The sequence below is a fragment of the Streptomyces sp. NPDC048523 genome (assembly GCF_043199815.1).
Taxonomy (GTDB): Bacteria; Actinomycetota; Actinomycetes; order Streptomycetales; family Streptomycetaceae; genus Streptomyces.
Window position 1 is genome coordinate 1453975 of record NZ_JBICWQ010000001.1, and the last position, 12337, is coordinate 1466311.

The following is a 12337-nucleotide window of genomic DNA, read 5'->3' on the forward strand; positions in this document are numbered from 1 at the left end:
ATCAGCGTCGCGTTCCGGGGCCGACCAGGGTCCGCTCGTACGGGTCGAGGAGCACGCCCCGGACGTCGGTGGCGACGCCGACGATGATGCCCTGGTGGGCCAGCGGGACCACGGCGTCGGTGCCGAGGATCGCCGCTTCGGCGCGCATGGCCGCGTCCTGCCGCTCACCGGTGTCGGCCACGGTGTCGGCCTCGGCGACCGCCCGGTCGACCTTCCTGTCGCACAGCCGGGCGAGGTTGTAACCGCCGTCGCAGGTGTAGTCGCTCGCGAGGACGCCGACCGGGTCGCCGGTGTCGACGAGGCTGTTGCGGGCGCCCACGAACGCGTCGAACTTCCCGGCCAGCGCGTCGCTTTCGAGCCGCGAGTACTCGCGCACCACCAGAGTGACCTTGAACCCGGCCTTCTGGAGCTGCTGTTGGAGGACCTGCGCCGCCTCGGGGAGCTCGGGCCGGTTGTCATAGGTGGCGAGGGTGACGGTGGTGCCGTTCGGCTCGGCCGCGCTCGCACGTCCGGTGGGCGGTACCCGCTTGCCCTCGGCCCAGGTCACGGCCGGTCCGTAGATGCCGGCGCCGGGGTCGGCGTACCCCTCGAAGACGCCCTTGACGACGGCGGAGCTGTCGACGGCCTCGCGGACGGCGGCGCGCAGCCTCGGATTCTTGAACGGGCCCGCCTGCGTGTTGAGTTGCAGGCTGGTGGTGCGGGTGGTTGCGGTCTCCTTGAGGGTGGCCCTGTCGAGGGAGGCGGCCTGGGCGACGGGGATCGCCTCGGCGATGTCGACCTGCCTGGTGCGTACGGCGTTGGCGCGGGCGGTGCCGTCGGCGATGAAGCGGGCGTCGACGCCGGAGGCCTGGGCGCGGCCGCCCCAGTAGTCGTCGAAGCGGTCGAGGGTGGCGGAGGTGGAGCCGTTGACCTTGGTCAGTTCGAAGGGGCCGGAGGCGGTGCCGACCGGATCGACGCGGCCGTCCTTGCCGTATGCCTTCGCGGCGAACACGGCGAGGCCGGGGCTGGACAGCCTGAGCGGCAGGACGGGGTCGGCGGTCTTCGTGGTGATGCGTACGGCGTCCCCCGCCGCCTTGGCCGTCAGCGCGACGCCGGAGAGGGCGGCCGGGGCGGGCTTGGCCTCGGTGGCGTGGGTGAGGGCGGCGGCGACCGTGGCCGGGGTGAGCGCGGAACCGTCCTGGAAGGTGGCCTCGCGCAGGGTGAACAGCCAGGTGCGGTCGTTCTCGCGGCGCCAGGACTCGGCGAGCGCGGGCGCGGCGGCGCCGTTGGCGTCGAGGGCGGTCAGGCCCTTGGTGACGCCGAGGCGGCTGAGGAGGGTGGCGTCGGCGCCGTACGGCGAGAGGTTCTCGGCGGGCGGGAAGGCGAGGGCGACGCGGAGACGGGAGCCGTCGGCGTCGCGTCCGGGGTCGCCGCCTTCGGAGCCTCCCGAGGCGAAGCAGGCGGTGAGGACGGGAGTGAGCAGCAGGGAGCCAAGCAGGTGACGGCGTCGCATGGTTGTCCTATCGCCCCATCGGTATCTCGAAGTGGACGACGCTGCTCGCGCCGCCCGTGGTCTCGCGCTCGTCGTGCACGACTTTGCCGATCGAGCGCCAGAAGGGTTCGGCACCCGGGACCGCCGGGTCGGTGTGCAGATAGACGGAGCGGTAGCCGCCGTCCGCGGCCGCGAAGGCGAGCAACTCGTCGACCAGGCGGCGGGCGAGGCCGCGCCTGCGGTGCTCGGGGCGGACGTAGATCCGGCGCAGTTGCGCGGTCTCGCCCGAGGGGTAGCGCTCGGCCAGCTCGCGCGGGTTCGGCGGGTGGGCGGGGCCGCGGGAGTCGAGGGCGGCGGTCGCCACGACGGCCCGGTCGTCCGGGTCGAGGGCGACGAAGAGGGTGTGGCGGGCCGGGACGAGGTAGGCGGCGGCCGGGTCGATGATGTCGCCGTGCCAGCGGGGCACGTACCCGGTTCCGAAGTCGCGGTAGACGGTGTCGAGCATCACGGCTCGCGCACCTTCGAGGTCGTCGGGGCCGGCCACCCTGATGCTGTAGTCACGCACTTGCACATCATATGCATTAAGCCTTCCAGCTTGATCGCGAGGGCGACCGAGGGGCGATTGAGAGGCGATCGAGAGGCGATTTGACAGTGATCGAGTTCGCGCCCTAGAACCTACCAACATGACATCCATTTTCAAAAAGTCGGCGCGGTAGTGCGCATCGCGTTCGTCGGCAAGGGCGGCAGCGGCAAGACCACCCTGTCGGCGCTCTTCTCACGCCATCTGGCCCGTTCCGGCGCACCGGTGCTGGCCGTGGACGGTGACATCAACCAGCACCTCGCCGAGGCACTGGGCCACGACGGCGGCGACCTGGGCGCCCCTCCGCTGGGCGCGCACGTGGCCGACATCAAGGACTACCTGCGCGGCACCAACCCGCGCATCGCCTCCCGCGAGGCGATGATCAAGACGACCCCGCCGGGCCGCGGCTCACGTCTGCTTCGGCTGCTGGGCGATGACGAGCTGCACGCCAGACACGTCCGGCGCGTGGGTGACGTCCCTCTGATGGTGACGGGCGCGTTCGACGAGAGCGACCTCGGCGTGGCCTGCTACCACTCCAAGCTGGGCGGGGTGGAGCTGTACCTCAACCACCTGGTCGACGGCCCCGGCGAGTACGTGGTCGTCGACATGACGGCCGGCGCGGACGCGTTCGCCTCGGGCCTGTTCACCCGCTTCGACATGACCTTCCTGGTGGCCGAACCCACCCGCAAGGGCGTCTCGGTCTACCGGCAGTACCGGGACCACGCACGGGACTTCGGGATCCGGATCGCCGTGATCGGCAACAAGGTGACCGGCGAGGACGACCTGCTCTTCCTCAAGGAGCACGTGGGCGACGACCTGTTGACCCACCTGGTCCACTCGCCCTGGGTGCGCGCGGCCGAACAGGGCCGCTGCGAGGGTGGCTTGGAGTCGCTGGAGCCCCACAACCGGCACGCCCTGACGATCCTGCGCGAGGCCGTCGACTCCCACCCCCGCGACTGGTCGGCGCTCCACCGCCACGCGGTCGAGTTCCATCTGCGCAACGCCCGCTCCTGGGCGAACGAGGCGACCGGCCTCGATCTGACGGCCCAGGTGGACCCGGACTTCGTGCCGGGCCCGTCCTCCCTCGCCTGACCCGACCTCCCTCGCCCGCCCCCTCCCACTCCCACTCCCTTCAGTTCACAACAACAGGACAGGAACCCCCCTCACATGTCTCTCGACGTCTCCCCGAAGCTCCTTGCCGAAGCCGAGCAGGGCAACATCCGCGAGGAGGACTTCGTGGACACGGTCCGCACGTCCCTCCCCTACGCCTACGACCTGATCGCCTCCCTCGCCACCGAACTGCGCGACGGCACGGTGGAGTTCACCGACAACCAGACCCCTCCCCCGTCGGAGAAGGAACGCGGCCAGCTCCTGCGCGCCCTCGCCAGCGACGCCATCCGCGGCAGCCTGGAACGCCACTTCGGCGTGGCCCTGGCCTTCCAGAACTGTCACCGGGTGGCGGCGTTCCGCCCCGAGTCGGTGACGAGTGAGACGTACGCCCGCTTCACGTCGGTACGGTCACAGGTGATGAATCAGTCGCCGGAGTTCAGGGACTGCTGAGCCGGGCCCGCTGTGAGATGTGGCCCTCCCCGGTACGGGAGGGCCACCCGCTCACTACCGCCGGACCGCCGCCTCGACCGGAGCCGGCGCATACCCCGTCGGCCGGGCAGTGAAGGTTCCGCGGCCCTGGGTTCGGCTGCGCAACCTCGTGGTGTAGCCGAAGAGTTCGGCCAAGGGTACGGTCGCCGTGACGATCGCCGAGCCGCCGCGCGTGACCGAGCCCGAGACCCGGCCGCGGCGTGCGGCGAGGTCGCCGAGCACTGCGCCGACGGCGTCCTCGGGCACGGTGACCGTGACCTCGACGACCGGTTCCAGGAGGACCATCGCGCAGGCACGCAGTGCCTCCCGGAGACCGAGCCGGCCCGCCGTGCGGAAGGCCGTGTCCGAGGAGTCCTTCACATGGGTCGAACCGTCGGTGAGCGTGACCCGCAACCCGGTCACCGGGTACCCGCCGAGAGGACCCTCGGCCAGGGCGTCCCGGCAGCCGGCCTCGACCGCGCGGATGTACTCCTGCGAAACGCGCCCGCCGACAACGGCCGAGCGGAACTCGAACCCTGCCGCCGACGGCTCCACGTCGAGAACGACGTGCGCGAACTGCCCCGCTCCGCCGTCCTGTTTGACGTGCCGGAAGACCAGCCCGGACACCCCGCGTCCGACCGTCTCGCGGTAACTCACCCTCGGCCGACCGACATTGAGCGTCAGGCCGTGCTCGCGCCGCACCTTCTCCACCGCGACCTCCAGATGCAGTTCACCCATGCCGGACAGCAGCGTCTGGCCGGTCTCGGCATCCGTGCGGACGACGAGCGACGGGTCCTCCTCGCCCAACCGGGCGAGTGCCGTGGCCAACCGATCGGTGTCGACAGCCAGTTGCGGCTCGACCGCCACCGACACGACCGGCTCGGCCGCACTGGGCGGTTCGAGCACGAGCGGGGCGTCCGGCGCGCACAGGGTCGCGCCGGCGCGGGCCGACTTCAGCCCGACCACGGCGACGATGTCACCGGCGACCGCCCGTTCCAACGGGGCGTGCCGGTCCGCCTGTACGCGCAGGATCCGTCCGATGCGCTCGGTGCGCCGCGCGCCCGCGTCCCACACGGTGGCTCCCCTCTCGATCGTTCCCGAATACACGCGTACGTACGTCAGCCGTCCCGTGGCGGTGGCGTTCACCTTGAACGCCAGCGCCGCGAAGGGCGCCGCCGGGTCGCAGGGCCGCTCCTCGCCGTTCGCACCGCGTACGGCGGGCACGTCGAGCGGTGACGGCAGGTACGCCACGACGGCGTCCAGCAGCGGCTCGATACCGCGGTTGCGGTACGCCGAGCCGCACAGGACGACCACGCCGTCGCCGCTGCGGGTGAGGTCCCGCAGGGCGGCGGTGAGGGTGACGGCAGAAAGGGTCTCCCGGTCGCAGAACTCCTCCAGGGCGGCCGGGTGGCGTTCGGCGACCGCTTCCTCCAGGAGCCGGCGTCGTCGTAGGGCCTCCTCACGCAGGTCGTCCGGCACCGGCCCCTCGTCGCCGACAGTGGCGCCGTCCGCCCAGGTCGACGCCCGCATCCGGATCAGGTCGACGACTCCGGTGAAGCCGTCCTCGCTGCCGATGGGCAACTGCACGACCAGCGGGGCCGGATGCAGCCGCCGCCGGATCGACTCGACGGCCGTGTCCAGGTCGGCGCCCGCACGGTCCAGCTTGTTGACGAACGCGATCCTGGGCACACCGTGCCGGTCCGCCTGCCGCCACACCGACTCGCTCTGCGGCTCCACGCCCGCGACCGCGTCGAACACCGCGACCGCCCCGTCCAGCACCCGGAGCGAGCGCTCCACCTCGTCGGCGAAGTCGACGTGCCCCGGGGTGTCGATCAGGTTGAGACGGTGACCGTCCCACGCGCAGCTCACGGCGGCCGCGAAGATGGTGATCCCGCGGTCCCGCTCCTGCGGGTCGAAGTCGGTGACGGTGGTGCCGTCGTGGACCTCGCCACGCTTGTGCGTGGTTCCGGTGGCGAACAGGATCCGCTCGGTGACGGTGGTCTTGCCGGCGTCGACGTGGGCGAGGATGCCGAGGTTGCGGACGACGGCGAGCGGGTCGGAGTTGTTGGTGCGCACGGCCCATGGCCTTTCGGGTGCGGTGATGACAGGGCTGCGCAATGGCCCGTACGACGACATGACGGCGCGTCACATGGGCGTGCCAGGGCGGTACTCGACCGTTCAGACAGTCGTCACGGGCATCCGGTGCCGGCCGCGCAGCGGGCACCGGAGGGGCGAGGACACGAGGATCACGTCGTACGACGCCCGGGGGACGGCGACAGCGGTGCGCGTGCACATGGCCGTACTCCCCTCACTCGTCACTCGTCTTGCCTGGTCATGGCGAGTGTAGGGAGCCGGCCCGGTCGGCGCACGGGGTTTTCCGCGGTCAGCGCTGCAGGCCCTGGAGTCCGTCGTAGGCGGACATGACGAGGTCCAACCCCCGCGTGTCCTCGGCGGGTTCACGCATCTGGTCGGTCGCGTACGCCACCGCCATGCGGGCGTCGGGGTCGATCATGACGAGGGATCCGCCCCAGCCGCCCCAGCCGAAGGTGTTGCCGAAGAGGCCGTAGCCCAGGCCGTACCGCTGTGTCACGCCGATCACACGGTCCTCGCCGGCGAACTGCTCCTCCCGGGCCCGCCGGGCACCCGCCGCCGACAGCAGCCGCACGCCCCGGACCGTGCCTGCGCAGGCGAGCGCGGACTGGACGAGCGCGATGGAACGGGCGTTTCCGAAGCCACTGGCGGCGGGGATCTGCGCGCGGCGCCACGCCACGCTGTTGCCGTCCCGGATGCGCAGGGCGGTCGCGGTGGAGGGTGTCGCGTCGGGACCGGGCGTGGCGGCGCCCGCGGTGTAGTCCTCGTCCCGGCCGGGCGGCGGGACCGTGAGGGCGACACGGTGATCGTGCTCGGCGGAGAGTCCGATGTGGAAGTCGGCTCCGAGCGGCCCGGTCACCTCCTGCGCCAGGAACTCACCGACGGTACGGCCGGTGATCCGGCGCAGGACCTCGCCGACCAGGAACCCCTGAGTCAGCGAGTGGTATCCGGCCGCGGTGCCGGGCTCCCAGAGCAGCGGCTGGGCGGCGAGCCGTGCGGTGGCGGCCGGCCAGTCGTAGAGCTCCTCGACCGGGCCCTCCCAGTGGGGCAGTCCCGCGGTGTGCGAGAGCAGATGCCGTACCAGCACCTTCTCCTTGCCGGCCGCGGCGAACTCCGGCCAGTACCGGGCGACCGGGGCATCCAGGTCGAGTTCCGCGCGGTCGGCGAGGATCAGTGCGCACAGTGCCGTCATCGTCTTGGTCGTGGAGAAGACGTTGGTGATCGTGTCCCGCTCCCACGGGGCCGTCCGCTCGGCGTCGGCCCAGCCGGCCCAGACGTCCACCACCGGTTCACCGCCCACGAAGACGGCCACGGATCCGCCGACGTCCCCCTCCTCCAGCAGCGCTGCCAGCTTGTTGGGGACGGCGGAGAACAGATCGTCGTACGTGCCCTGGATGTCGGCCATGCCGGGTATTGAGCCCCTGTCGGGCGGGCCGGGTCAACCGAATTAAGGGGCGCCGGTCCGGCCGTGATCAGGAACGAGACACTAGTTCGCGCACTCCACCCAAATCGGGAGTTCCACGAGACCGTTCATGACCGCAGTATCGTGGAAACGCAGCTCTGACGGCTCCACCGTCAGGCCGAAACTCGTTGTTCCCGAGAGGAACGCGCGCAGGGCCTCCGCCGCAATGAGACGCGTGACGGGAATACCGAGGCAGGAATGTCGCCCGCGACCAAACGTCAGATGTTCGACATCCCGCCCGCGAGTGGGGTCGAACCGGTGAGCATCGGGAAATGCAGACGTGTCCCTGTTGCACACGTCCACCCCGATGACGAGCAAAGTACCCGCGGGAACTGTGTACTGGCCTATCACGGATGACTCCTTCGTCATCCGATAGATCCCCCGCGCAATCGGGCTCGCGTACCGCTGCACCTCATGGACGAGGCCAGGCAGCAGCGTCTCGTCATCGCGTACGAGACTCTGCGTGCTTGGATCCTGCGCCAGGCAGAGGATTCCATTCGTAATCAGTGCCGCCAACACCTCGACACCCGACAGCGCGAGCAGTCGGGTGTTCGCCGCAACTTGTCGATCGTCGAGCGAAGGCAGTTCCGCCATCAGGTCCGACACGAGGTCATCGGCGGGGTGAGCACGGCTGTCGCGCACCCAGTCGACGAGCGTGGCGTCAAGTTCGCGCACCGGGTATCCCTCGTAGACCGCGGTCCTCAGGGCGGACACGAGATGTGCGTCAAGTCCGAGCAATCGCGACATGACGCTGTCGGCGATGGGCTCGCCGATCGAGGCGACGGCGTCGAGCCTCCCCAGGGTGAGAGCGCTCTCGATCGAGTGCTGGACATCCTGAATCAGCTGGCCCGAGACATCGCGCACGCGACTGTCGATGACCCTCCGAAGTGCGCGCCGTACGCGACGATGCTCTTCCCCATCGGTCTGGTTGACCGCGAAGACCATCTCGGACATCGAGTCCGGATGCGACTCGGGCGGCTCGTCGAAAACGCTGGCCATGAGTTCGCCCGCACTGCCGTAGGTTTCGACGTCGGACAAGATGCGGGTGGCTTCGCGGTGATCGTTGACGAGCAGTCCCACTCCTGCCGTTCCCATGCGCATCGGAACGATGGTGGCCGCTGGATCCGCCGACTCTCGCGAAACGGTCCGCTCATCGAGTGTCTGGCGGAAGAGAATGTTGCCGTCAGACACACCAGACTCCTTGCCTTACGGCAATACCCACGCAGTGGTCGCCGGAACGGAAGACGAGGTCGTGCAGTTCAAGAGTGTGCAGACTGGCCGCCTCTACGGGCGTGATCGTGTGCCCCCAACGACTTGCGTCAAGAAGGGCTGCCGCCGGTTGTGAGCGGTCGACATCGACGCGGCGACGCTCCCCGTAGCGTGTGTCCTCAACAGCCAGGAACGTCGGACCGCGCCGAACGACAAGGGACTCTCCCTGCTGCACCGACCATGCAAAGGTGCCGTCCGGCTGCCGTGGCGGGTCGAGGTGGCGAAGGGACCCGACCTCGAGGGCACCACAGTCGCCGCTCCACGAGACCCGCAATCCGACGCCGCGCGCGTCGCGGAGGAGCGCGATCAGGGAGACGAGTTCGCGATCGCCCATCTCCGACATGGCGAAATGACCGACCAGTCGAATCCCGGCGTATCCCGACCGGGTCAGGGTGACGAGATCCTCCCTGCTGTGCACCGAGTGGAGACTCACCGGCGCGAAGAGCCTTCGTCGGTTCGAGCGCCGCTCTGCTGTCTGCTTCGTCACCAGCGCAATCCTGTCGCGAGCGCCAAGTAGGTGGCATCCTCATGAAAAACTATTCCGAGCTCCAGCCATTCCTTGAGGAGCTCTTCGAGCCGGCCTTCCGGCACTGGGATCCCGAGCGAGGACATCGTGGAAGTGAGTGCAGGAAGCGTTTTGCCCTTGGCCAGTGCACGGTAGGCCTGGGCCTCGAGACCCGGCTGAAGCACCACCTCACGGGAGGGCCAGGTGGACCGGTCGTCGACGACGATGAGGGAGTCGTCCGGCGCAGGCAGAACGACGAGCCGAGAAGTGGCTGCGTTGGCCCTCCAGTTCACGACCGCTTCGCCCAACTTCTCATACGCTTCAGGTGATATGCCGGCGGGCTCGGACTCAAACACGTAGACGAAGTCATCGAGGGCATCCACCACCCCCTCGTAAGCGCTCACCAGGTTGCGCGAGGGGCCGAGCACCTGGAGACCGAGTTCTGGATCGTCGAAGTAGGGACTGAAGCGTTCCAGTTTGATCGGGAACACCCCGGCGGGCGGCGTCAGATGATGCAGGGAGGGGAGCGAGTCGGTCAACGCCGCATAGTCACTGTCATGCTCCCCGGGGAAGCCCACAAGGATGTTCCATGACGGAAAGATCCTACAGGTGGCACAGTCTCGTAGGAATCGCACGTTCTGCCAACCGGTCACCCCCTTGCGCATGATGCGCAGGATGGGTGTGCAGAGGCTCTCGACACCCGGTTGCAGTTGAGTGAAACCGGCGCGCGCAAGGGACTCGAGTTGACCGAAATTGAGGTTCGACTTCACCTCGGCGAACAACCGGACGTCCCATTCAGCGGGCAGCGCCATATCCGTGGTCAGTCGAACCACATGGTCGGGCGCCAAAATGTTGTCACTGAACACGAGGTCAAGCACGTTGTGCCGACGGACAGCCCGGCTGGCCTCCGCTTGCACGCGCTCGGCAGACTTTGCGCGATGGGCCATGGCCGACCCGTTCAAGCCGCAGAATGTGCAATGGTGCTTCGCACCCCACCAGCATCCGCGGCTGGCCTCCAAAGGAATCTTGACATCGATGAGTTGAGCGGCGGGAGACTTCCCCAGATCGCGGAAATAGTGATCGTAGACGGGTTCCGGCACCGCGTTCATCGAGACGGGTGTCGGTCCGATGGGGTTGCTTACCGAGGCTCCATCACTGTCGGATCGCCAACACAGGCCAGGCACGGCACGCAGCGGTTCGTCATGTCCGCCCTCGTCACCGCTACGACTCCCTGCGATGTGGGCGATGAGCGGCGCGATCGAGCGCTCCGCCTCGCCCCGGATCACGTAGTCGAACTCCGCGCGGGCGCGGTGGACCGCCGTACCTTGAACGCCGTCACAGTTCGCCCCGCCGAGCATCGTGACGATGCTCGGGGACAATTCCTTGACGCGGTGCGCGAGCGCGAACGAGGCAATGTTCTGATCGAACGTCGTCGTCAACCCCAGGACATCGACGTCCGACGTTACGAGATCTCGGGCCAACTCGTCGACGAAGGCGGGCGCCGCGCGGAACATCGCGCAATAGGCATCAACGTGCTCACTGTCGCTGATGAGGTCATGGAAACTCGTGTCGCGTGGATCGGTACCGGGGCGGAAGCAGCTGGAGAAGATCCATTCACCGACCCCGAACGCCTCAGCATCGACGATCAGTTCGTAGTGGTCACGTTCGAGGCCCACCTCCCGGACCAGGAAGTCGAGCCACCGAATGTTGGCATAGACGACGTCGAGCTTCTCGACCTCGCCGCGCTGCTCGAACAGCGGAGCGATCGTGCTCAGCGCCAGCGAGGGCATGTCCACCACGGCCCAGGGCATGCAGACCAACGCGACCGAAAGGGCATCCTCGTGCACGACCGGCGGGTTCAGATCCAGGACCGGTCGTTTGTGCCCGATCTGCATCAATTCCACTTCGGCTCCTCATCGTTGACCTGTTTCAGGATGCCTTTTGGTCGGCGGGCTTCTCGACCTCGGTGGTCACCCGCGCCCCTCGGAAAAGCACCGGGAGCCACAGGAGGCATGCCAGCAGGGGGACAGCGGCGTAGGCAGCCATACCCACGCTGGATCCCCATCCGTCCATGAGTGTGCCGAGGACGAGATAGCCGATGCCGATGAGCCCCGACTCCACGAATGAGATCATCGACAGCAGGCCCGCCCGGTGGCGCGACGGCACGGCCTCGTTGAACACGTTGTCCACGAGCACCGCGGTAATCTCGGGAATTCCGACCAGGACCAGGAACGCGGCGATGGTGACCCAGACAAGGCCGAGGCCGCTCAGGCCGAGTGCCACGGCCAGCGTCACGAGTGACACCGGGATGACGACCCGATACCCGATGCGCCGGTTCGCTCGGTCCGACAGCAAGGGAACGAGTCCGCCGACGAAAAATCCCGCCGCTATGACCACGCTCACCACTGCGGTGCTCGCTCCCTGATCGGAGAGGGTCTTCTGGGTGAAAATGATGTACGGGGTCAAAGTTGCATGCATCAGTCCGGACACCACGACAAGCGTCACGAGCGCCGGCGTGGCGACCCGAAGCATCGCCCGCCATGCTGTGGCATCGCGGTGCTCCTCGGCTCCGTCCTGCTCGTCCACCGCGTCCGAGCCGCGGATCTCGGGCACCCTTGACATCAGCACCACCACGGCCACCACGAGGCACGCCGCCGAAGCCAGGTAGACGACTCCCCAGGAGAACTGCTGCAGTTGGCCGCCGAGGACGATGGCGACTCCCGACGTGACCGTCCCGAGCATGGTGAACCTGGACTTGATCTTGACGTACCCGGCCGTTGCACCACGACGCACGAGCAGGTCGTACAGCAGGGCGGTGTCCGAACCGGACACACATGCCATGCCCACGCCCTGACCCATGAACAGCGCCAGGAACACCCAGTAGTTGGAAGACGTCACCTGACCGAGCAGACATCCAGCTATCAGCACCTGGCCGATCACGATGCTGGCACGCCTGCCGATCCGGTCGGCGATGACTCCCGTCGGCAACTCCGCAAGTCCACTGACCAGGTAGATCAGAGTCTGAAGGAGGGCCACTTGCCCGGCGGAGAAGCCGCGCTGATAAAGGAAGAGGACGAATACACCCCGCTGGAACAGCGAGTTGGCAAGCACGGCGTAGACGTAGAACGGGCGCGCGACGCTTCGTGCTGCCTCGTCGACTGAAGCCGGCCCGTCAAGGGCCTCCGTGGTGGTCATGCTGCGGGCTCCCCCTGGTGACTCCGGTGATCATTGGCGCTGGGCCGACCCTCCGGGAACCGTTGCCGGCGTCGCGGCGATCCTCGGTGGAGGTGCCAAGCGCCGGCCCCGGTAGTGTGCATGTCCTGGTAATCCTCCACCACCGGCAGACCCGGCTCCGGTCGGCCGTGCCCGATCTGCAACAAG

Annotated in this window: 10 protein-coding genes; 2 read left to right on the forward strand and 8 right to left on the reverse strand. The window is 68.5% G+C overall.

What is annotated here, in order from left to right; genetic code table 11:
* Position 1: 1 nt before the first annotated feature.
* Both ACGFWE_RS06650 and ACGFWE_RS06655 read right to left on the reverse strand, forming a co-directional pair.
* The gene (locus ACGFWE_RS06650; protein ID WP_393598357.1) at positions 2-1492 is read right to left on the reverse strand and encodes an ABC transporter substrate-binding protein; all 1491 of its coding nucleotides are present in this window, start codon (positions 1490-1492) and stop codon (positions 2-4) included.
* A gap of 7 nt (positions 1493-1499) precedes the next feature.
* On the reverse strand, positions 1500-2036 hold the full coding sequence (locus ACGFWE_RS06655; protein WP_352381135.1) for a GNAT family N-acetyltransferase: 537 nt from the start codon (positions 2034-2036) through the stop codon (positions 1500-1502).
* A 150-nt stretch (positions 2037-2186) separates the two neighbouring features.
* Here ACGFWE_RS06655 and ACGFWE_RS06660 point away from each other — a divergent pair, with 150 nt between their 5' ends.
* Positions 2187-3143, forward strand: coding sequence for an ATP-binding protein (locus tag ACGFWE_RS06660; RefSeq protein WP_393598359.1), 957 nt, complete (start codon positions 2187-2189; stop codon positions 3141-3143).
* Between the two features lie 75 nt (positions 3144-3218).
* A complete protein-coding gene (locus ACGFWE_RS06665) occupies positions 3219-3611 on the forward strand; it encodes an SCO5389 family protein (protein ID WP_352381139.1) in 393 nt (130 codons plus the stop codon).
* A gap of 54 nt (positions 3612-3665) precedes the next feature.
* Here the strand turns inward: ACGFWE_RS06665 and fusA are convergent, their stop codons facing one another.
* The 6 genes from fusA to ACGFWE_RS06695 form a co-directional block, all read right to left on the reverse strand.
* On the reverse strand, positions 3666-5705 hold the full coding sequence (gene fusA / locus ACGFWE_RS06670) for an elongation factor G (protein ID WP_393598362.1): 2040 nt from the start codon (positions 5703-5705) through the stop codon (positions 3666-3668).
* A gap of 307 nt (positions 5706-6012) precedes the next feature.
* Positions 6013-7125 carry a serine hydrolase domain-containing protein gene (locus ACGFWE_RS06675; RefSeq protein ID WP_393598364.1) on the reverse strand — a complete coding sequence of 371 codons (1113 nt, stop codon included), beginning with the start codon at positions 7123-7125 and terminating at the stop codon, positions 6013-6015.
* Between the two features lie 81 nt (positions 7126-7206).
* Entirely contained in the window at positions 7207-8373 is a 1167-nt protein-coding gene (locus tag ACGFWE_RS06680) for a cytochrome P450 (RefSeq protein ID WP_393598366.1), read from the reverse strand.
* Positions 8366-8938, reverse strand: a complete 573-nt coding sequence (locus ACGFWE_RS06685; protein ID WP_352381147.1) for a DUF5825 family protein — start codon at positions 8936-8938, stop codon at positions 8366-8368. The genes ACGFWE_RS06680 and ACGFWE_RS06685 overlap by 8 nt, the downstream gene beginning before the upstream one ends.
* Positions 8935-10851 (reverse strand): RiPP maturation radical SAM C-methyltransferase, encoded by a 1917-nt coding sequence (locus tag ACGFWE_RS06690; protein WP_393598954.1) that lies wholly within the window; start codon positions 10849-10851, stop codon positions 8935-8937. The genes ACGFWE_RS06685 and ACGFWE_RS06690 overlap by 4 nt, the downstream gene beginning before the upstream one ends.
* A gap of 34 nt (positions 10852-10885) precedes the next feature.
* Positions 10886-12151, reverse strand: a complete 1266-nt coding sequence (locus tag ACGFWE_RS06695; RefSeq protein ID WP_352381149.1) for an MFS transporter — start codon at positions 12149-12151, stop codon at positions 10886-10888.
* Between the last annotated feature and the right edge of the window lie 186 nt (positions 12152-12337).

Excerpts from the sequence above, each read along its gene's own strand:
- ACGFWE_RS06665 (WP_352381139.1), top strand. The coding sequence starts at position 3,219 with ATGTCTCTCGACGTCTCCCCGAAGCTCCTTGCCGAAGCCGAGCAGGGC.
- ACGFWE_RS06650 (WP_393598357.1), bottom strand. The coding sequence starts at position 1,492 with ATGCGACGCCGTCACCTGCTTGGCTCCCTGCTGCTCACTCCCGTCCTC.
- ACGFWE_RS06675 (WP_393598364.1), bottom strand. The coding sequence starts at position 7,125 with ATGGCCGACATCCAGGGCACGTACGACGATCTGTTCTCCGCCGTCCCC.
- ACGFWE_RS06690 (WP_393598954.1), bottom strand. The coding sequence starts at position 10,851 with ATGCAGATCGGGCACAAACGACCGGTCCTGGATCTGAACCCGCCGGTC.
- ACGFWE_RS06695 (WP_352381149.1), bottom strand. The coding sequence starts at position 12,151 with ATGACCACCACGGAGGCCCTTGACGGGCCGGCTTCAGTCGACGAGGCA.